The organism is Photobacterium kishitanii, from assembly GCF_000613045.3.
Classification (GTDB): Bacteria; Pseudomonadota; Gammaproteobacteria; order Enterobacterales; family Vibrionaceae; genus Photobacterium; species Photobacterium kishitanii.
Window position 1 is genome coordinate 2,343,491 of record NZ_LN794352.1, and the last position, 21,532, is coordinate 2,365,022.

The window sequence follows — 21,532 nt, forward strand, 5'->3', positions numbered from 1 at the left end:
TTAATTAAGACACTTACTAAATCGTTGTCCAAGTTCATTAAGAAAACGGACATATCCTCCCTTGCCCTCAACGATATCAGTTGCCATTGGGTCAAGAGTCCCTATTTTTACATTCGTTCCTTTGGTCACTGATTTCACAACAGCAGGCGAAAACTGAGGCTCACTAAAAACACAGTATGCCTCATTATTCGTTAATGCCTGACGAATAGATAACAGTGTTTTTGCGCCCGGACGACGATCCGGTTCAACCGTAAAATGGCCAAGATTATCTAACTTAAATTGTTGTTCAAAATAGCCATAGCCATCATGGAAAACATAGTAACCTTTATTATTTAAAGGTTTTAATTGCTTATTAAGCTCAATAACCGCTTGCTGAACATCTGTTGTGAATGTAGAAAGATTAGCGGTATATGTATTTTTATGCAACGGATCATACTTGATCAATGCCTTAGTTATGACATTTGCAGCTTGAACCGCTTGCTCTGGACCTAACCATAAATGTGGGTCGATGCCATGATGATTATGATGATGTCCTTCATGTCCTTCATGTCCTTCATGTCCTTCATGATCATCCTCATGCCCACTATGTTCTTGTGTATCTTCAGCATAGTATCGAAAGTTAATGCCTTGTTGTTTACTTAATGCGATATTTTCAGGTTTTGAGGCCATGGTTTTGGTTAAAAATGACTCCAACTCAGGACCGACCCATACCACAAGATCTGCTTGTTTCAGTTTTCTTACATCAGAAGGACGTAGCGCATAATCGTGTGGCGATGAACCAACAGGAATAACAAATTCACTGGTTGCAGCGCCTTGAGTTAATTCACTCACAATTAAGTTCAGTGGCTTTACTGTTGTAACAACGTTAAAGGTATCAGCAGCAATAGCGGATCCAGAAGCAACAAGAGCAGTAGCACAAAATAGAGAAGTTAAACGGTGCATGATTTTTTCCATAAAATGTAGAACAGCAAAAATTGTTGATTATCAGCAAAGAAATTTTTCTCAATTGGTTATAATCAGCGCGTATTAACAGTAACACAAGTAATATAGCGATGTTATAATATAACATCACATTTTTGCAAATTCTTATTTTAAGCACGCTTTATGACAACATTAGTAGAATTACAATCATTAACCGTAGCCTTCTCTGGACGCAACGTTCTAGATAATGTTGCGCTCAAATTAGAGCGTGGTGAAATCACAACGCTCATTGGCCCTAATGGCGCGGGAAAATCAACTCTTGTTAAAGTAATCACTGGATTACAAAAGCCAACCTTAGGTAAAGTTGTGCGTCAAAAAGGAATTCGCATTGGTTATGTACCGCAAAAACTACACCTAAATGAGACTCTGCCACTTTCTGTCGATAGATTTATGCGTTTAGCCGGGCGTTATTCTCTTGAACAACGCCGTGAAGCATTAACAATGGTTAATGGTGAACGCTTAATTGATAGTGATATGCATCGTTTATCGGGTGGTGAAATGCAACGAGTATTATTAGCGCGTGCATTGTTACAAAAACCCGATTTATTAGTATTAGATGAACCAGTACAAGGCGTTGATGTTACAGGACAATTAGAGCTTTATCGCTTAATTCAACAATTACGTGATTTACTTAATTGTGCTATTTTGATGGTTTCGCACGATCTTCATCTTGTAATGGCAAAAACTGATAAAGTGATTTGTTTACAACATCATATCTGTTGTTCTGGCAGCCCATTTAGCGTCACTAATCACCCTAAATATATTGCGTTATTTGGTCGTCAAGCCAGTGACCAATTAGCGTTATATCAACATAACCACCAACACGATGATTCAATGACACCATCAACATGCTGCAATAATCATCAGGATAATAATAAATAATGATTGAGTTTCTACTTCCCGCATTAATTGCAGGTATTGGGATAGCCCTTTTAGCCGGTCCTTTAGGTTCATTTGTTGTCTGGCGAAAAATGGCTTATTTTGGTGATACGCTGTCACATGCGTCGTTACTGGGTATTGCCTTAGGTTTTTTATTTAATATTAATTTAAATCTTGCGTTAGTGATTTGTTGTTTAGTGTTAGCGGTTATTCTAGTAACACTACAAAAGCAGCGTTATGTCGCAACAGACACATTACTAGGAATATTAGCCCATAGTGCATTATCACTTGGCTTAGTCGCAGTGAGCTTTTTAGATAATGTTCGTATCGATTTAATGGCGTATTTATTTGGTGATCTACTCGCAGTAACCACCAATGATTTAATGTGGATTTATGGCGGTGGTGCCATAGTATTAGCACTGCTTATCTACTTATGGCGTCCACTACTGTCAATGACAATCAGCGAAGAAATGGCACAAGTCGAAGGTGTTAACGTTGATTTGATGCGGTTATTATTAATGCTGATGGTTGGAATGGTGATTGCCGTCGCAATGAAGTTTGTGGGAGCGTTAATCATCACCTCACTACTGATTATTCCGGCAGCAACAGCACGTCGTTTTGCTCGTAGTCCAGAATCAATGGCGGTAATTGCATCAATAATTGGCTCTATTTCAGTGGTGCTCGGATTAGCAATGTCATGGCATTATGATACCCCTGCCGGCCCTTCAGTCGTTGTATCAGCTGCAGCACTGTTTATGCTAAGTCAATTTAAGCCAACTCAGCGCTAACAAGATGAGTCCTCAATAAAAAAAACCGCTTCCATATAAGGTAGGCGGTTTTTTTATTGTTATATTTTAATAACTAAAGGCTGATTAAATTTACCAACCGGTAACTTCGCGTAATGCTTTACCAATGTCAGCTAAACTTTGAACAGTCTTAACGCCTGCTGCTTCAAGAGCCGCAAATTTTTCATCTGCAGTCCCTGTGCCGCCAGAGATAATCGCACCAGCATGTCCCATACGTTTACCTGGAGGCGCAGTGACACCCGCAATGTATGACACCACAGGTTTAGTTACATTGGTTTTAATATATGCAGCAGCTTCTTCTTCTGCAGTACCACCAATTTCACCAATCATTACAATGGCTTCTGTTGCAGGATCATTTTCAAACATTTCAAGAATATCAATGAAATTTGAGCCTGGAATAGGATCACCACCAATGCCAACACAGGTTGATTGACCAAAGCCTTCATCTGTTGTTTGCTTTACCGCTTCATAAGTTAGTGTGCCAGAGCGCGATACAATCCCAACTTTACCCGCTTTATGAATATGGCCTGGCATAATACCAATTTTACACTCATCAGGCGTAATAATACCGGGACAGTTAGGGCCAATCATTCGTACGCCTGTAGCATCTAAACGTACTTTAACATCTAGCATATCCAACGTTGGAATGCCTTCGGTAATCGTTACTATCAGTTCAATGCCAGCATCAATAGCTTCTAAAATAGCATCTTTACAGAAAGGTGCTGGCACATAAATCACGGTAGCAGTTGCACCCGTTGCTTCAACTGCATCACGCACAGTATTAAATACAGGCAAACCTAAATGCGTAGTTCCGCCCTTACCCGGCGAAACACCACCGACTAATTGCGTACCATAATCAAGTGCTTGTTCTGAATGAAATGTACCTTGACCGCCAGTAAAACCCTGGCAAATTACTTTAGTGTTTTTATTAATCAATATTGACATTATTTACCCTCCGCGGCAGCAACGACTTTTTCAGCAGCTTCTGTAAGCGAAGTAGCAGCAATAATATTGAGGCCACTATCAGCCAATTTTGCAGCACCTACTTCAGCATTATTACCTTCAAGGCGGACGACAACAGGCACTTTTACACCGACTTCGGCAATAGCGCCAATGATACCTTCAGCAATAAGATCACAGCGAACAATCCCACCAAAAATATTCACTAACACAGCTTTAACATTGCTATCTGAAAGAATAATTTTAAAGGCTTCAGTTACACGCTCTTTAGTGGCGCCGCCACCGACATCAAGGAAGTTAGCAGGTTGACCGCCATGAAGATTAACAATATCCATGGTTCCCATCGCTAAACCTGCGCCATTGACCATGCAGCCAATATTACCGTCAAGTGCAACGTAATTGAGTTCCCATTGGGCAGCATGGGCTTCACGCTCATCTTCTTGTGATGGATCATGCATTTGGCGTAATTTAGGTTGGCGGTATAATGCATTCGCATCGATATTAATTTTACCGTCCAGACACACTAACGTGCCTTCATTAGTAATAATTAATGGATTAACTTCAAGCAATGCTAAATCACACTCAGCAAACATATTGCCAAGCCCTAAGAATATTTTAGTGAATTGTTTTACTTGATCACCTTGCAGGCCAAGTTTAAAGGCTAATTCACGCCCTTGATAAGGTTGTGGTCCAACTAAAGGATCGATGGCAGCCTTATGAATCAAATGTGGCGTTTCTTGAGCCACTTTTTCGATTTCCACACCACCTTCTGTCGATGCCATGAAAACAATACGCTGCGAACTACGATCAACAACAGCACCAAGATATAATTCATTGGCAATACTTGAAGCCGCTTCCACCAACACTTTTGTAACTGGTTGACCTGCTGCATCCGTCTGGTAAGTAACTAAGTTTTTACCTAACCAATGCTGAGCAAATTGCTTAATACCTTCTTTGTTATCATGCAATTCAACACCACCAGCTTTTCCTCTGCCGCCAGCGTGAACTTGACATTTTACAACCCATTTTTCACCGCCAATTTTACCTGCCGCTTCTGCTGCTTCTTGTGGGGTATCACAAGCATAACCTTCCGGTACAGGTAAACCATATTCAGCGAATAGTTGTTTTGCTTGATACTCGTGCAAATTCATAATGTTCTATCCGTTTTTATCCCTTTGGGACGCATTAAATCCATTTGAGATATTCTTTGATATCTCTTCATCATTGCGCATATTTACTGTTTCCTATTACTAGGAAGATAGCTAACCGAATAATGAGCACTTACTCGGTCAACTATTTAATACTTATACGTCCAGTAATAAACGTGTTGGATCTTCAAGTAACTCTTTAATTGTTACTAAATAACCCACTGACTCACGACCATCAACTAAGCGATGATCATAAGAAAGTGCAAGATACATCATTGGCAAAATCTCAACTTGACCATTAACCGCCATTGGACGGTCTTGGATCTTATGCATACCTAGGATTGCTGCTTGTGGTGGGTTAATAATCGGCGTCGACATTAACGAACCAAAGACACCACCGTTAGTAATAGTAAAATTACCACCAATAAGATCATCAACGGTTAATTTACCATCACGGCCTTTAATCGCTAAATCACGAATACCTTTTTCAATTTCAGCCAAGCTTAACTTATCACAATCTCGCAACACAGGAGTAACTAAACCGCGTGGCGTTGATACTGCAATGCTAATATCAAAAAAGTTATGATAAACAATATCATCACCATCAATCGAGGCATTCACTTCTGGATAACGCTTTAGTGCCTCAACAACAGCTTTAACATAAAACGACATAAAACCGAGACGAATACCATGGCGCTGCTCAAACACATCTTTATACTGTTTACGCAAGTCCATAATCGGCTTCATATTAACTTCATTAAATGTTGTTAACATGGCGGTACTATTTTTGGCTTCTAACAAGCGTTCAGCAACACGTTTACGCAATCGTGTCATCGGCACTCGCTTTTCACTACGATGCGCTAAAGGCAATACTGGTTCAATTTCAGATTTAGTACTCTTAGTTACCGTTGATGCTGCGGCAATATTTTTCAAATAAGCATCAACATCTTCACGGGTAATTCGGCCACCAACACCGGTACCTTTAACTTTATCTGCTGTCACGCCATGCTCGCTTAATAAACGTCGAACGGCAGGACTTAAGGCTTCGCTATTTTCTTCATTTAGCGATGCAGTATTGCGTTTATTTGGTGATGATTCAGCATCAGCAAGTACATCTAATGTTGGCTCACCAGCAACCGCATTAACTTTGATTTTACCAATCAACTGCTTAGTTAATACTGTGGTTCCTTCAATTTCAAAGATCGCCTCTAATACACCATCTTCAGGTGCTGGCACTTCAAGTACCACTTTATCCGTTTCAATATCAACCAAGACCTCATCACGAGTAACAGCATCACCTGGTTGTTTGTGCCATGTGGCTACAGTTGCGTCGGCAACAGATTCCGGAAGGTCAGGAACCAGAATTTCGATTGTCATATCGGTATTGTCCTTTTGTTCTCGTTCTAATTATTAGAATGGTCTTGAGATTCAATAGTTAATGCGTCTTCAACTAACGCTTTTTGTTGTTTCAAGTGTACAGACATATAGCCTACAGCAGGTGATGCTGATGCTGGTCGCCCGGCATAACGTAAAAGCGCTCCTGCTGGTAACGCAGAATAGAAATTATGCTGGCTAGAATACCATGCTCCCTGATTTTGAGGCTCTTCCTGACACCAAACGAAATCAGTAACATGTTGATAATCAGCAATTGCCGCTTCAACGTCCTCTTTCGGGAAAGGATACAACTGTTCAATACGCACAATCGCGACATCAGTTTGATCATTTTTACGACGTTGTTCTAACAAGTCGTAATACACTTTACCGGAACAAAATACCACTCGCTGCACTTGTTGGGCTGGAAGTTCATCAACTTCACCAATTGCAGCTAAGAAGGTGCCATTAGCTAATTCATCAAGTGTTGAGGTACATAATGGATGGCGTAACAACGACTTAGGTGACATAACTATCAATGGACGACGCATTGGCCGTACAACTTGACGACGAATCATATGATAAACTTGCGCCGGAGTTGAAGGTACAACTACTTGCATATTTTGCTCAGCACATAGTTGTAGATAACGTTCAAGACGTGCCGATGAGTGTTCAGGCCCCTGCCCTTCATATCCATGTGGAAGTAGCATGGTTAAACCACACATTCGACCCCATTTTTGTTCACCAGAACTAATAAATTGGTCAACGACTACTTGAGCACCATTGGCAAAATCACCAAACTGCGCTTCCCAGATAGTTAAACCACTCGGTTCTGCGGTTGCATAACCATATTCAAAAGCAAGCACTGCCTCTTCAGATAATACCGAGTCAATCACTTCAAACGGACCTTGACCATTATGAATATGAGTTAACGGAATATAAGTACTGGCGTCTTCTTGGTTATGTAATACCGCGTGACGATGGAAAAACGTGCCGCGGCCTGAATCTTGGCCAGTAATACGGATACGATGACCATCATCAACCAATGTCGCATAAGCCAAGTTTTCAGCCATGCCCCAATCAAAGGCTTTCTCACCATTGATCATCGCTAAGCGATCGTTATAAATTTTTTGAACCCGGCTCTGTAATTGATGACTTGTTGGATATTGACATAAACGACTGCCTAACTCCTGCAAACGTTGTTCATCAACTTTACTATCCCACTCAACAGTCCAATCATGGCCTAAATATGGTGCCCAATCGACAGAGTGCAATTTCATTGGTCGCCACTCTTTGACGACACACTCACCACGGTCTAATGCATCACGGTATTGATTGACTAAACCCGTCGCGACATCTAAACCAAACGCACCAATTTCAGTTAAATAATCAGCATATAACTTACGTGGCGTCGGATGTTTGATGATTTTTTGATACATCAACGGTTGAGTTGCGTTGGGCTCATCAGCTTCGTTGTGACCATGACGGCGATAACACACTAAATCGATCACTACATCACGTTTAAACTCATGACGGTAATCAAAAGCAAGTCGAGTTACAAACGCAACGGCTTCTGGATCGTCTGCATTTACGTGGAAAATAGGTGCCTGTACCATCTTGGCAATATCAGTACAGTATTCTGTTGAGCGAGTATCTTGTGGATTTGAAGTGGTGAAACCAACTTGGTTATTAATAACAATACGTACTGTACCGCCAACACTGTAACCACGTGCTTGAGACATATTAAATGTTTCTGCAACTACGCCTTGACCAGCAATTGCTGAGTCGCCGTGGATAGTAATTGGCAATACTTTATCGCCAGTATCATCACCTAAACGATCTTGACGTGCTCGCACTGAACCGACAACCACTGGGTTCACTATCTCAAGATGCGATGGGTTAAAAGCTAACGCTAGATGAACATCACCGCCAGGGGTTGCAAAATCTGCCGAGAAACCTTGATGATATTTCACATCACCAGTTCCCCAGCTTTCACCATGCTTACCTGCGAATTCATCAAATAAATCTTGAGGTTTTTTACCTAAAACATTGACGAGCATATTTAAACGGCCACGGTGAGCCATGCCCACCACAACTTCGCGCACGCCTTGTGAACCAGCATGACGAATCAACTCTTTCATCATTGGAATCATGGCATCGCCACCTTCTAATGAGAAACGTTTAGCACCAGGGAATTTTGCGCCTAAATAACGCTCAAGACCTTCTGCTGCTGTTAATTCATCAAGAAAACACAGTTGTTCATCGGCAGTAAAAGATCCAGTGCCCATCACCGATTCAAGTCGTTGTTGAATCCAACGCTTTTCTTCGGTATCAGTAATATGCATATATTCAGCACCAATTGACCCACAATAGGTCTTTTTAAGTGCAGCGTATATTTCACTGAGTTTCATGGTTTCTTGGCCAATCGCAAATGAACCAACGTTAAATGTTTCATTGAAATCATCAGCGGTTAGCGAATGAAATTCAGGATCGAGATCAGCAACATGATCACGTTGCCATAATCCTAATGGATCAAGATTAGCATTTTGATGACCACGAAAACGGTACGCATTAATTAGCTGTAATACTTTTACTTGCTTAGCATCAACATCAGGATCATTGACGACGGCACTTAAAAAATTGGTTTCTTTTGCTAAACGTCGAAAGTAATCACGCACACGAGAATGGGGTTGCTCAATAACTACGTCATTAACAACTGGCAGATCGACAAATACCTCTCGCCATTGGGTATCAACTAACTCTGGATCGCTAAGATACAACTCGTAAAGATCTTCTATATAAGTTGCGTTGGCGCCAGCTAAATGTGAAGACTCAAGCCATGCCTTCATAACGCTATTCTGCATTATTTTCCCTTAACTACTAATTTATCGCCATTGGCATCGGTCTAATACCGAGCATTCCCGTTAGCGAGCCAACAAACTGCATCGACTCACTAACATATCGATATTTTTAAACTGCTCGTTTAAGCAGCATAGATTTTATGTGTCCAATCGCTTTGGTAGGATTTAATCCCTTAGGACAGACATTTACACAGTTCATTATGCCATGGCAACGAAAAACACTAAATGCATCATCAAGATCAGATAATCGTTCATCGGTTGCTGTATCACGGCTATCAATTAACCATCGGTAAGCCGCCAATAAGCCAGCAGGGCCAATAAATTTATCAGGGTTCCACCAAAATGATGGGCATGCTGTTGAACAACAGGCACACATAATACATTCGTATAAACCATCTAACTGAGCCCGATCTTCTGGTGCCTGCAAATTTTCTCTCGCAGGTGGCAACGTCGCATCATCAATTAAAAAAGGTTTTACTTTAGCGTAGTTACTATAAAACTGTTCCATATCAATGATCAAATCACGAATCACCGGCAACCCAGGCAATGGACGAATCACAATGGTATCGCTATTCATTAGCGCAGATAACGGTGTAATACAAGCTAACCCATTTTTACCGTTCATGTTAATACCATCAGAGCCACACACACCCTCACGGCAAGAACGACGGAAAGACAAACTAGCATCTTGTTCTTTAAGCAAAATTAGCGCATCTAACACCATCATATCTGAGCCATCTGGCACATCAAGCTGGTAGCCTTTCATGTGCGGAGCATCATCAATATCAGGGTTATAACGGTAAATTGAAAAATTCAGTTTCATCGCTGTTGTCTCCCGTTAATAAACACGCGCTTTAGGCGGAAATGCTTCACGATGAATCGGCGTCATATTGACAGCACGTTTTGTCATCGCTTCCGTTTCAGGATTATAAATCGAATGACATAACCAATTAGCATCATCGCGTTCAGGGAAATCAAACCGAGCATGCGCTCCACGGCTCTCTGTACGGTAATTTGCAGCAATAGCCGTTGCCATTGCCGTTTCCATCAAGTTATCTAATTCTAAACATTCAATTCGCTGAGTATTAAACTCAGTTGAGGTGTCATCGAGTCGAGCATGCTGTAAACGTTCACGAATCGCTTTAAGCTCTTCTAGCCCAGCCGCCATTGCCTCACCCTCTCTAAATACCGAGAAGTTATTTTGCATGCAGGCTTGCAGATCTTTACGAATTTGAACGGGGTCTTCACCTTCTTGGGTATTATTCCAACGATTAAGACGCGCAAGAGAAGCTTCAATATCAGCTTCAGTTGCTGGTGTTGCTTCTGCTTGAGCAGCTAAGGTTTCGCCAAGGTGTAAGCCTGTTGCACGACCAAACACCACCAAATCAAGTAACGAGTTACCCCCTAAGCGGTTTGCACCATGCACAGATACCGAGGCGATTTCACCGCAAGCAAATAAGCCTTTAACTTCTTCATCTATGCCAGCTGCATTTTGTTTTAATGCTTGGCCTGATACTTGAGTCGGTACGCCACCCATCATGTAGTGACACGTAGGAATCACCGGAATCGGCTCTTTAACAGGATCGATATGAGCAAACGTGCGCGAAAGCTCACAAATTCCCGGTAAACGCGATTCAAGTACGTCTTTACCTAAATGATCAAGTTTTAACTTCAAGTGTGGCCCCCATGGACCATCACAACCTCGCCCTTCACGAATTTCAACCATCATTGAGCGAGCGACCACATCACGTCCGGCTAAATCTTTGGCATTTGGCGCATAACGCTCCATAAAGCGCTCACCATCTTTGTTCAGTAAGTAACCACCTTCACCACGACAACCTTCGGTGACCAATACTCCTGCGCCAGCAATACCTGTTGGATGAAATTGCCACATTTCCATATCTTGCATTGGCACGCCAGCTCGTAATGCCATACCAACACCATCGCCAGTATTAATATGGGCATTAGTAGTCGATGCATAAATGCGACCGGCGCCACCCGTCGCTAAAATAGTTGCTTTCGATTTGAAATAACAAACTTCGCCAGTTTCCATGCACAAAGCAGTACAGCCTAAAATAACGCCGTCTTGGTTTTTAACTAAATCAAGTGCATACCACTCAGAAAAAATAGTGGTTTGATGTTTAATATTCTGCTGATAGAGAGTATGCAACAATGCATGCCCAGTCCGGTCTGCTGCAGCAGCAGTACGTGCAGCTTGCTCACCACCAAACTCTTTTGATTGACCGCCAAATGGACGTTGATAAATAGTGCCGTCATCAAAGCGAGAAAATGGTAGTCCCATTTTTTCAAGTTCAATCACAGATTTAGGCCCATTTTCACACATGTACTCAATCGCATTCTGATCACCAATATAATCAGAGCCTTTAACGGTATCATACATATGCCATTGCCAGTTATCAGGGTGAGAATTACCTAAGGCAACGGTGATCCCTCCTTGTGCAGACACCGTATGAGAACGCGTCGGAAACACTTTTGATAACAAGGCACATTTTAAGCCTTGTTCTGATATTTGTAGTGCAGCACGCATTCCTGCACCACCAGCGCCGATAACAACAGCATCAAATTCACGAACTGCAATGCCCACTACACACCCCACACAATGAAGAAACCTGAAAATAGGTAAATAAATAGAACCGCGACAACAACAAACTGAAAACAAGCTCTTAATGCTGCGGGTTTAATATAATCAGTAAGCACTTGCCATAAACCAATCCACGCATGAATTAAAATGGAACCTAAGGCTAACAGGGTGAAAACTTTAGTCGTTAGTTGACTAAAAAAGTCCTGCCATGATGCAAAGGTTATTTCAGGGCCAAAAGCAAAAAAACCAACTAAATAAACGGTGTATAAGGTCAGAATAATGGCTGTCGCACGAATTAAAATAAAATCATGCACACCATTACGCCCAACAGAAGAGACATTGGCTACCATACTAATACTCCTGCAAATACGGATAATATTGCCACAATGACAAAGCTCACCTTTGTACTAGCAAGACCCGTTTCCATTTCTTCAAAATACCCAAGATCCATCAGTAAATGACGAAGACCTAATACGATATGATAAAACAGGGCTGTTAATATTCCCCACAAGACAAATTTCACCAACCAACTATCCGTAATACTGGCAGCAGTAGCGAAACCTTCAGGGGAGGACAATGACAAGTTTAAAAACCATAACAAAATGGCGATCGCAACGAACGTAATCACGCCCGATACTCGATGTAGAATTGACGCTATCGCTGTTAAAGGAAAGCGCATTGTTTGTAGGTCAAGGTTGACTGGTCTGGATTTCTTTACTTTCACGTTTTGCTCACTCAGCTTCGTTGAAGCATTTTATTTTTTATTAAACTCTTTGGTTGTTTCTATAGTGAGCCATCAAGAAACAGCTAAAAAATGCTACGCTATCATTAAAAGCAAAGTATTGAGCAATATAATCGCTTTGTCTTTCAACCGCATTCCTTACGCAGTTTATTAACAACATGTCAGCTATATCATAACCAAATGTCAAATCCACTATACATAGCGTAACATTCAAAAACAAACTTAGTTACACCAGATTAAACACACAGTTCACAAAAAAAATACAAACACAGAAAAGTTATTAACAAGCGCACATTGGTGAATACAAAAATTGACAATTGGCTCACCTAGCGGTACAACAAATACACATCCGTTTCGGATTCAGGATTCTACAAATAACAAAGGAGATTGTTATGGCAGATAAGAAAGCTACTCTTCATATAGAAGGGAAAGCACCTATCGAACTGCCGATTATCGAGGGCTCAGAGGGCCAAGATGTAATCGATGTGCGAAAACTAGGCGCAAACGGTTTTTTTACATTTGATCCAGGTTTTCTAGCGACAGCCTCATGTGAATCTCAAATCACGTATATTGATGGCGATAAAGGAATTCTGTTACATCGTGGTTTTCCTATCGATCAATTAGCGAATAATGCTGATTACTTAGAAGTTTGTTATGTTCTGCTTTATGGCGAAGTACCTACACGTGCTGAATATGAACAATTTCGCACTACGGTTACACGTCATACTATGGTGCATGAGCAAATTGCTAGTTTCTTCCATGGCTTTCGCCGTGATGCTCACCCAATGGCAATTATGTGTGGCGTGGTCGGTGCACTATCAGCGTTTTACCATGATTCATTAGATATCAATAATGATCTTCACCGTGAAATAACAGCTTTTAGACTACTATCGAAGATGCCAACCTTGGCGGCGATGTGTCATAAATATACTACCGGTCAACCTTTTATCTACCCACGCAATGACCTTGATTACGCTGAAAATTTCCTTCATATGATGTTTGCTACTCCATGTGAAGAATATGAAGTCAGCCCGGTTGTTTCACGAGCAATGGATAAAATTTTCACTCTTCATGCCGATCACGAACAAAATGCATCAACGTCAACGGTGCGTTTAGCTGGCTCTTCTGGTGCTAACCCATTTGCTTGTATTGCAGCGGGTATTGCTTCGCTTTGGGGACCGGCGCATGGCGGTGCTAATGAAGCCTGCCTTAAAATGCTTGAAGAAATTGGTAGTGTAGAAAATATTCCAGAATTTATTGAACGTGCCAAAGATAAAGATGATCCATTCCGATTAATGGGCTTTGGCCATCGGGTATATAAAAACTACGATCCTCGTGCAACAGTGATGCGCGAAGCTTGTCACGAAGTACTTGAAGAACTAAAGATTGATGATCCATTGCTTGATGTTGCAATGGAGCTTGAGCGAATTGCACTGTCAGATGAATACTTTGTCAGTAAGAAGCTATACCCGAATGTTGATTTTTATTCAGGTATTATCCTCAAAGCAATTGGTATTCCAGTATCAATGTTTACGGTTATTTTTGCTATGTCGCGTGTTATCGGTTGGATTGCGCATTGGAACGAAATGCACAGTGATCCAACCAACCGTATTGGCCGCCCACGCCAACTGTATACTGGTTATTCACAACGTGAGTTTAAACCACTCCATGAACGTGAATAACTAAGAGATTCGAGGATTCGAGGATTCGAGGATTCGAACAAAAAATAAAAGGTTGAGACTAAAGCTCAACCTTTTTTACAATATGAATAAATCGTTGTGATTTGTTATACTGGGTTATCGATATCAATAAACTCAACTGCAATACCATGTTCCTGTGCTAACCACTCGCCTAATGCTTTAACACCATAACGCTCTGTTGCATGATGCCCCGCAGCAAAATAATGAATGCCTAATTCACGCGCGATATGGGTGGTACGTTCTGAGACTTCGCCTGAAATAAATGCATCGCAACCTTGCTGAACGGCAAGTTCAATATAATCTTGGCCACCACCGGTACACCAACCGACTTTTTTTATCTTGGCTGGCGCATTATCACCGATATGTAATGGTTCACGTTGTAATGCCATTGCAATTCGTGCTGCAAATTCTTCGCCAGTTAACGGTGTATCGAGTTCACCATAAATCGCAATTGAACGTGGATTACCTAACTCTAATCCTCCAATCACTGTTAACCCAAGACGTTGTGCTAACTGAACGTTATTACCTACTTGAGCGTGAACATCAAGCGGCAAATGATAAGCGTAAAGATTAATACCATTCTCAATCAAAGCCTTAATTCGACGATATTTCATACCTCGAATTTCAGCAGGCTCTCCTTTCCAGAAAAAACCGTGATGAACTAAAATAGCATCAGCACCTTCTGTAACTGCGCGATCAATCAAGGCTTGGCAAGCCGTAACACCAGTAATAACTTTCGTTATCTCTGTCTTACCTTCTACTTGTAACCCATTAGGACAATAATCTTTAATCAACTGTGGTGATAAAAAATCATTTAACAAAGATTCTAATTTAAGGTTATTCATCGCTTATCCTTTTTAAATAACGTCATGTTATTGATTCAACAACACCCTCTTGTTCAAAAAATATCAGCCTTTGGTGACAATCTCAATCAACAAAATCAATCATTAGATATCAATCATTAGATATCAATTGCATAATACTAGCTACAAAAAAAGCTGCCATTGGCAGCTTTTTCAACAACAATTGTCAGACTTAACTTACTACGTCAACTAGCGACGTTGAGTACCATGATCAAGGCGTGACAACCATAGTGGCTTCGTGCTTGTTTGTGACCAACAACGATACATATAACTTGTTAATCGTGTACGTTTATTAACAGGCATCAAAAGCAGTACAGGTAAACACACCAATCCTAATAAAACCGTATAGACACGACGAGAAATAATATTCGCCACTGAAAACTGAGTGTACATTGTTAACTCCTGCTCAATAAACCTAACTGGTACTTTAATCCAATAAATGAAAGAATACTACAAAAACTCGGTCAATGATTAATCGAAAACAGTAAAGAAAACGTTTACCTTGAGGGATGTGTCAATATGTTACAAGTTCATGGTGTTTATCATCAAACGAATGCTGATTTTCATGCGCTACTAATAATGCCTAATATTGTAACGGACTGTAATTACAGCATGAGTGACCAGTGGCTACTGCAATTTGCCAAACGAGCGATTATTCCTACCAATGTAAGTTATCACGGTAACACCCGTTTAGGATTTTATTATCAGTGGTTATGGCAGCAATTAATCATTCATCATCCCGATTACAGTCTTATTGGCGAAGAAATCCAATTACAATGGCAACAACAAACTGTCGGGGCAATTGATTTTTTAGTGCATAACCATTGCAGTGATGAAATCGAACATTGGGAAGTGGCGATTAAGTTCTATTTAAACTTTCAACATCAATGGCCAGGTCCGAATGCCAATGATAATTTAGATAAAAAAATCAATCGAATGCTCGATCATCAGCTTCAACTCACCGATCATCCTGCTTTTAAACAGCTTAATTATCATTATCCGATTCAACGCCGATTAATTATGCAGGGACGTTTATTTCATGCATGGCCAGATTCACAATCAGGTTCAGCTATTACGATTAATCCAACCGGTTTTAAAGGCCATTGGTGTTATTGCTCACAAGCTGCAACATTAACACTAAAAATACTAGAAAAACGCCAATGGATTGCACCACCATTATTCTCTCAATTAACAACAACAGTCGAAATTAATGACGTAACTGTGCCAATTCAAGCTGTAGATAGTGATAATCAAGTGTGGTTTATCGTCCCAGATCATTGGCCACGTCATAATCACCAGCTATAAAAAAACGCCCTAATGCACTTTCAATTAGAAAGAAAATCACTAGGGCGTTTTTTAGTATCTCGCGTCAATTATAGTATCGAATTATAAGCCAGCATCACTGAATACTTTGCTAACGATATCTTGTGCTTCTTTTTCGATAAGGGCTAAATGCTCTTTACCTTTGAAACTTTCACAATAAATTTTGTAGATATCTTCAGTACCCGATGGGCGAGCAGCAAACCAACCATTTTCAGTTGTTACTTTCAAACCACCAATCGCTGCACCATTACCTGGCGCATGTGTTAGGCGAGCAAGAATAGGTTCACCAGCCAATGTTTCAGCCGCAACCATTTCCGGTGATAACTTACTTAACACTGCTTTTTGTTCTTTATTTGCAACAGCTTGTAGACGTGCATATTCAGAACTACCGAATTTATCTGCCAATTCATTATAATATTGTTGTGGATTTTTGCCCGTTACAGCAGTGATTTCCGCAGCCAATAAGCATAACAGAATACCATCTTTATCCGTTGACCAAGGTGTGCCATCTTGACGTAAGAAAGAAGCACCTGCACTCTCTTCGCCACCGAAGCCTAATGTGCCGTTATATAAACCATCAACGAACCATTTAAAACCAACTGGCACTTCAACAAGTTCACGACCTAATGCCGCAACAACACGGTCAATCAAAGCACTTGATACTAATGTCTTACCAACTGCAACTTGCTCACTCCAACCACTACGGTGACGGAATAAATAATCGATACACACTGCAAGATAATGATTCGGATTCATCAAACCCGCAGGCGTTACAATGCCGTGACGATCATAATCAGGGTCATTACCAAAAGCTAAATCGTAATTATCTTTATAAGCGAGTAAGCCTGCCATTGCGTAAGGTGAAGAACAGTCCATACGCACTACACCGTCTTTGTCTAATGACATGAAACGGAATGATGGATCAATAGATTCATCAACTAAAGTTAGGTTTAGTGCGTAATGCTGTGCAATCTGACGCCAGTACTCAATACCTGAACCGCCAAGAGGATCAACACCTAGCTTTAAATTAGCTTTTTGAATCGCTTCAATATCAATAACATTGACTAAATCAGCAACATAAGGCGCGACTAGATCTTGTTGAACAACAAGCTCAGAAGCAAAAGCGTCAGCAATTGGCACTCGTTTTACGTCAACCATACCATTGGCAATGATATCATTAGCGCGCTGTTCAATAGCGGTCGTTAATTCACTTTCAGCGGGACCACCGTGAACAGGATTATATTTAATACCGCCATCTTGTGGCGGATTATGGGATGGAGTAATGACAATACCATCAGCTTTATCAGCATGTACTTTATTGTGGCAAAGAATCGCATGAGAAATGCCTGGCGTTGGCGTGTAACCTAACCCTTCTTGAACCACAACTTTAACGTTATTTGCCACCAACACTTCTAATGTTGAAGTAAATGCTGGCTCAGATAAAGCATGTGTATCCTTACCTAAAAATAGCGGTCCAGTTAAACCATTAGCTAGACGAACTTCAGCAATCGCTTGAGCAATCGCCCAAATATGGTGCTGGTTAAAGGTCCCTTTATCTGCAGTACCACGATGTCCAGAAGTACCAAATGCTACTTTCTGTAGCGGATCGGTAATATTAGGCTCAATTAGAAAATAATTAGCAACAAGTGCCGGAATATTATGCATATCTTCTTGCTGAGCGCGTTGACCCGCACGAGGATGGATTGCCATTGTCTTATCCTTGTAAAAACTCAATAGTGATTATATTTCACCACAAACTTTATCAATAATATCAGAACTAAAGCCCATCTTCGTCATTAATTGGTCAATCATTTGACGCTTTCGGTCAGTATTAGTATTAGTGATCACCCAAAATGGTGTTGTGGGAATTGATTTTGGCTTAGTTGTTTTGCCACTTGCGAGCAATGTTTCTTCATCATGAGCAAAATAAACACGCGTGCGTCCTTTAATTGCAGCCGCTTCAGCAAAGCCATCGGAATCAATTCGGTAAAGAGAAGATAAGATCATCATAAAACGACCAATTGCTTTCTCCTGCGCCGCGAACTCATCTGAAATTAGCACAGTACGCATTTCTTTAACGCGATCCATGGTTGGCTCATTACCAGCATCTCGACTCACAACAATGCCTTTAGGACGAACAGGCATCACAACAGCAGCTTGCTGCAATTGTTCTTCTGGCACCATAAGCAAGCGACGTAAAATATCAGAAGCGCTTTCACCAATATGTTGAGTTTGGCTAGCGATATAACGATATAGCTCTTCGTCTACCTCAATAGTCTTCATGGTATTATTCATTATCATTCCGTTTAAAATTCTGGGTACGATTATAGCCTGATCCGAGGTTATACTCTATGGTAAATACCACACCTAACTAGAGAAAATAGCCAGTGAATCTTCATTTTCGTGCTGAAGGCAAGGGTAAAACGATCGTTTTGATCCATGGTTTGTTCGGCAGCGCAGATAATCTTGGTCTTTTAGCCCGAGAATTAAAACAACATTACCAAGTGATCAGTATCGATCTTCGCAATCATGGTTTATCCCCTCATAGCGATCAATTTAGCTATTCGGATCTTGCTCAGGATATTCTTGATACCCTCGATCATTTAGCCATTAATCAATTTGATGTTGTTGGCCACTCCATGGGGGGGAAAATTGCGATGACATTATCAACATTAGCGCCCCAGAGAATCAATCACCTGATTGTTATCGACATGGCACCAGTAGCATACCGCGCTCATCGTCATCAAAATGTATTTAATGGTTTACGTGAAGTTAACCGTCACCCTATAACAAAGCGCAGTGAGGCAGAACAATATTTAGCCAAATATGTCGAAGACGCAGGTGTTCGCCAGTTTTTATTAAAGTCATTAGCAAAAACAGACACGGGTTACCAATGGCGGTTTAATGTCGAAGGCTTAATTGCTAACTACACCACCATTATGGACTGGCAGCCAGCAGCTCAGCCTTTCACAGGTAAAACATTATTTATTAAAGGTCAACTATCCGATTATATTGAACCACAACACCGGAGTGAAATTATGGCGCAATTTCCAAACGCTAAAGCACATGTGGTTGCTAACACTGGCCATTGGCTCCATGCTGAGAAGCCAAAGACGGTAAATCGAATTATTCATCAATTTTTAGAGCAATAAACTAAAATAGCACACCATCATAATCGGCAGTTAACTATAGTAGACCTCAGGACTAATTATTAAATCCCGCACTCTACTGTGATATAGTGCGTCAAGTTTGGTAGTCTTCTCTAATTAGTAATGCGATTAAAACAGCCTGTAAGCAAGCTGACGCTATTAACTCAGAGCTATCATGCCCTGTTGATAAAGGGCAACAATAACCAATGATATTATTTGGGCGAAAAAAACACTAAATCGCCATCAAAAATTAATTATCATTGCGTCGTTTATACTGATTTCTGTAAACTGCCTAATAGCAGTTAACAATTTAATATGGGTAATATCTACTATGGCGAGCGTTGGACTCTTCTTTGGTAGCGACACAGGTAACACCGAAGCTGTCGCTAAAATGATTCAGAAGCAACTAGGTAGCAAGCTAGTTGAAGTAAAAGATATCGCAAAAAGCAGCAAAGAAGATATCGACAACTTTGATCTGATACTACTAGGTATTCCTACTTGGTATTATGGTGAACCACAATGTGATTGGGATGACTTCTTCCCAGAGCTTGAGCAAGTTGATTTTTCAACTAAACTTGTTGCAATTTTTGGTTGTGGCGACCAAGAAGATTATGCAGAGTACTTCTGTGATGCAATGGGCACTGTGCGTGACATTGTTGAAAGCAAAGGCGGCACAATTGTTGGTAACTTCGCAACTGCAGGCTACGAGTTTGAAGCATCTAAAGCATTAGTTGATGATGCAAACTTTGTTGGTTTATGTATCGATGAAGACCGTCAACCAGAGCTAACAGCACCTCGTGTTGAGCAATGGGTTAATCAAATCTTTGATGAAATGTGTCTTGCTGAACTTGCTGACTAAGCACTGCTACGATACACAATAAAAAACGCGCTCTGATAGCGCGTTTTTTATTATCTCAAGATAATTAGTCAGTACGATCCAACTTGATATCACTTGGTTGATATATCATCTCAGATCGATACTGCGGTTTTTTTCTAACATATAGTGTACGATTAACTTGTGCCACAACCTCATTATTTGCGTTAATGACATTAACGCTAAACTGAGGTAAATATTTATTACCTAACTCTGTCGCGGTTATAATTTCGGTAATACACTCTTCTGAGATAACAAACTCAGCAAATAAATCACCATTCCCTGGCCGTATAAACTCAATCTGTGCTTGCTTATCCCACACAAAGTATTGTTTGCCTAAAATCCCCATCAGCATCAATGAGTAAACAGGGTCTGTTAATGAAAAAATACTGCCACCATATTGAGTCCGATTAGCATTTTTATTCCACCAGCGCAATTTCAACCTTAACCGCACATAACGGAAATCATTGCTAATCACCATAATTTTAATACCAGCCCCCCAAAATGGAGGCCATAAGTTTAACGCTAGCTTAACCAAACTCGGTTTATAGTAATCAAACAAGGCAATACTCCATACAAACTGGTATGATGAGTTATTTTATTACATAATTTTCACAATATTGCAAACTCAAGAAAAGTGACACTTCTGCTAGATAACTAACCTTTTAAGGTTTATTGTTATCGTTGCGTCACTTATAATGAATCTAAATGAGAAAGACTACTGCAACATTTTTGCAGCTAGCCAACAGGAAAATCGGATGTCAGATAATAATCACGCGCTCAAGCAAGCTGGTCTTAAAGTAACACTTCCTCGTCTTAAGATTTTAGAAGTGCTTCAACAACCTGATTGCCAACACATCAGTGCTGAAGACCTGTATAAAAAGCTCATCGATATCGGTGAAGAAATTGGCCTTGCGACCGTTTACCGCGTCCTTAACCAATTTGATGATGCAGGCATTGTAACTCGTCACCACTTTGAAGGTGGTAAATCAGTATTCGAATTAGCCACTCAACATCATCATGATCATCTCGTTTGTCTTGATTGTGGCAAAGTAATTGAATTTTCAGATGAAATGATTGAGCAACGCCAAAAAGACATCGCGGCACGCTTTAATGTTCGTCTAACAAACCATAGCTTATACCTTTATGGTCACTGCATGGATGGCGATTGCAATGCTGATGAAACGTTGCACGATGAAAAATAACAATGACTAGTTATTTTCTATCTAAGAACCAGTGATCAATATCACTGGTTTTTTTATAGCTCAACAAA

21 protein-coding genes are annotated in these 21,532 nt (G+C 40.7%); 7 read left to right on the top strand and 14 right to left on the bottom strand.

What is annotated here, in order from left to right:
- Nucleotides 1–942, bottom strand: coding sequence for a zinc ABC transporter substrate-binding protein ZnuA (gene znuA, locus PPBDW_RS10995; RefSeq protein WP_054262061.1), 942 nt, complete (start codon nucleotides 940–942; stop codon nucleotides 1–3).
- Nucleotides 943–1,104: 162 nt separating this feature from the next.
- On the opposite strand from znuA, the gene znuC reads away from it, so the two are divergent.
- Both znuC and znuB read left to right on the top strand, forming a co-directional pair.
- Complete coding sequence (gene znuC, locus PPBDW_RS11000; protein WP_036795494.1) at nucleotides 1,105–1,863, top strand: zinc ABC transporter ATP-binding protein ZnuC; 759 nt, start codon at nucleotides 1,105–1,107, stop codon at nucleotides 1,861–1,863.
- Complete coding sequence (gene znuB, locus PPBDW_RS11005) at nucleotides 1,863–2,648, top strand: zinc ABC transporter permease subunit ZnuB (RefSeq protein ID WP_036795495.1); 786 nt, start codon at nucleotides 1,863–1,865, stop codon at nucleotides 2,646–2,648. The genes znuC and znuB overlap by 1 nt, the downstream gene beginning before the upstream one ends.
- A 90-nt stretch (nucleotides 2,649–2,738) precedes the next feature.
- Here znuB and sucD read toward each other — a convergent pair whose 3' ends face one another.
- From sucD to sdhC, 8 genes are all read right to left on the bottom strand, one after another.
- On the bottom strand, nucleotides 2,739–3,611 hold the full coding sequence (gene sucD, locus PPBDW_RS11010; RefSeq protein ID WP_036795496.1) for a succinate--CoA ligase subunit alpha: 873 nt from the start codon (nucleotides 3,609–3,611) through the stop codon (nucleotides 2,739–2,741).
- Nucleotides 3,611–4,777: an ADP-forming succinate--CoA ligase subunit beta gene (sucC, locus tag PPBDW_RS11015; RefSeq protein WP_036795497.1), complete on the bottom strand. Its 1,167-nt coding sequence runs from the start codon at nucleotides 4,775–4,777 to the stop codon at nucleotides 3,611–3,613. The genes sucD and sucC overlap by 1 nt, the downstream gene beginning before the upstream one ends.
- Before the next feature lie 153 nt (nucleotides 4,778–4,930).
- Entirely contained in the window at nucleotides 4,931–6,151 is a 1,221-nt protein-coding gene (odhB, locus tag PPBDW_RS11020; RefSeq protein WP_036795499.1) for a 2-oxoglutarate dehydrogenase complex dihydrolipoyllysine-residue succinyltransferase, read from the bottom strand.
- Between the two features lie 26 nt (nucleotides 6,152–6,177).
- Nucleotides 6,178–9,009 carry a 2-oxoglutarate dehydrogenase E1 component gene (gene sucA, locus PPBDW_RS11025; RefSeq protein ID WP_036795500.1) on the bottom strand — a complete coding sequence of 944 codons (2,832 nt, stop codon included), beginning with the start codon at nucleotides 9,007–9,009 and terminating at the stop codon, nucleotides 6,178–6,180.
- 106 nt (nucleotides 9,010–9,115) lie between these two features.
- Nucleotides 9,116–9,829, bottom strand: a complete 714-nt coding sequence (locus tag PPBDW_RS11030) for a succinate dehydrogenase iron-sulfur subunit (RefSeq protein WP_036795501.1) — start codon at nucleotides 9,827–9,829, stop codon at nucleotides 9,116–9,118.
- Between the two features lie 15 nt (nucleotides 9,830–9,844).
- A complete protein-coding gene (sdhA, locus tag PPBDW_RS11035; protein WP_036795502.1) occupies nucleotides 9,845–11,611 on the bottom strand; it encodes a succinate dehydrogenase flavoprotein subunit in 1,767 nt (588 codons plus the stop codon).
- Nucleotides 11,611–11,958: a succinate dehydrogenase, hydrophobic membrane anchor protein gene (gene sdhD, locus PPBDW_RS11040; RefSeq protein ID WP_036795503.1), complete on the bottom strand. Its 348-nt coding sequence runs from the start codon at nucleotides 11,956–11,958 to the stop codon at nucleotides 11,611–11,613. The genes sdhA and sdhD overlap by 1 nt, the downstream gene beginning before the upstream one ends.
- A complete protein-coding gene (gene sdhC, locus PPBDW_RS11045; protein WP_036795504.1) occupies nucleotides 11,952–12,332 on the bottom strand; it encodes a succinate dehydrogenase cytochrome b556 subunit in 381 nt (126 codons plus the stop codon). Before sdhC ends, sdhD begins: the two co-directional genes overlap by 7 nt.
- Before the next feature lie 410 nt (nucleotides 12,333–12,742).
- On the opposite strand from sdhC, the gene PPBDW_RS11050 reads away from it, so the two are divergent.
- The gene (locus PPBDW_RS11050; RefSeq protein ID WP_036795505.1) at nucleotides 12,743–14,032 is read left to right on the top strand and encodes a citrate synthase; all 1,290 of its coding nucleotides are present in this window, start codon (nucleotides 12,743–12,745) and stop codon (nucleotides 14,030–14,032) included.
- A 104-nt stretch (nucleotides 14,033–14,136) separates the two neighbouring features.
- Here the strand turns inward: PPBDW_RS11050 and PPBDW_RS11055 are convergent, their stop codons facing one another.
- Both PPBDW_RS11055 and PPBDW_RS11060 read right to left on the bottom strand, forming a co-directional pair.
- Complete coding sequence (locus PPBDW_RS11055; RefSeq protein WP_036795506.1) at nucleotides 14,137–14,895, bottom strand: Nif3-like dinuclear metal center hexameric protein; 759 nt, start codon at nucleotides 14,893–14,895, stop codon at nucleotides 14,137–14,139.
- Nucleotides 14,896–15,102: 207 nt separating this feature from the next.
- The gene (locus PPBDW_RS11060; RefSeq protein ID WP_036795507.1) at nucleotides 15,103–15,306 is read right to left on the bottom strand and encodes a DUF2517 family protein; all 204 of its coding nucleotides are present in this window, start codon (nucleotides 15,304–15,306) and stop codon (nucleotides 15,103–15,105) included.
- Between the two features lie 126 nt (nucleotides 15,307–15,432).
- On the opposite strand from PPBDW_RS11060, the gene PPBDW_RS11065 reads away from it, so the two are divergent.
- Entirely contained in the window at nucleotides 15,433–16,218 is a 786-nt protein-coding gene (locus tag PPBDW_RS11065; RefSeq protein WP_036795508.1) for a DUF1853 family protein, read from the top strand.
- Between the two features lie 81 nt (nucleotides 16,219–16,299).
- On the opposite strand, the gene pgm is transcribed toward PPBDW_RS11065, so the two are convergent.
- Nucleotides 16,300–17,946 (bottom strand): phosphoglucomutase (alpha-D-glucose-1,6-bisphosphate-dependent), encoded by a 1,647-nt coding sequence (pgm, locus tag PPBDW_RS11070; RefSeq protein ID WP_036795509.1) that lies wholly within the window; start codon nucleotides 17,944–17,946, stop codon nucleotides 16,300–16,302.
- 30 nt (nucleotides 17,947–17,976) lie between these two features.
- Nucleotides 17,977–18,519, bottom strand: a complete 543-nt coding sequence (gene seqA / locus PPBDW_RS11075) for a replication initiation negative regulator SeqA (protein WP_036796444.1) — start codon at nucleotides 18,517–18,519, stop codon at nucleotides 17,977–17,979.
- 104 nt (nucleotides 18,520–18,623) lie between these two features.
- Between seqA and PPBDW_RS11080 the strand changes: the two genes are divergently transcribed.
- Nucleotides 18,624–19,388 (top strand): alpha/beta fold hydrolase, encoded by a 765-nt coding sequence (locus tag PPBDW_RS11080; RefSeq protein ID WP_036795510.1) that lies wholly within the window; start codon nucleotides 18,624–18,626, stop codon nucleotides 19,386–19,388.
- A 328-nt stretch (nucleotides 19,389–19,716) separates the two neighbouring features.
- On the top strand, nucleotides 19,717–20,244 hold the full coding sequence (gene fldA / locus PPBDW_RS11085; RefSeq protein WP_036795511.1) for a flavodoxin FldA: 528 nt from the start codon (nucleotides 19,717–19,719) through the stop codon (nucleotides 20,242–20,244).
- A 64-nt stretch (nucleotides 20,245–20,308) separates the two neighbouring features.
- Here the strand turns inward: fldA and PPBDW_RS11090 are convergent, their stop codons facing one another.
- The gene (locus PPBDW_RS11090) at nucleotides 20,309–20,821 is read right to left on the bottom strand and encodes a DUF4442 domain-containing protein (protein WP_036795512.1); all 513 of its coding nucleotides are present in this window, start codon (nucleotides 20,819–20,821) and stop codon (nucleotides 20,309–20,311) included.
- 196 nt (nucleotides 20,822–21,017) lie between these two features.
- Between PPBDW_RS11090 and fur the strand changes: the two genes are divergently transcribed.
- Nucleotides 21,018–21,464 carry a ferric iron uptake transcriptional regulator gene (gene fur, locus PPBDW_RS11095; RefSeq protein WP_036795513.1) on the top strand — a complete coding sequence of 149 codons (447 nt, stop codon included), beginning with the start codon at nucleotides 21,018–21,020 and terminating at the stop codon, nucleotides 21,462–21,464.
- Nucleotides 21,465–21,532: the final 68 nt, after the last annotated feature.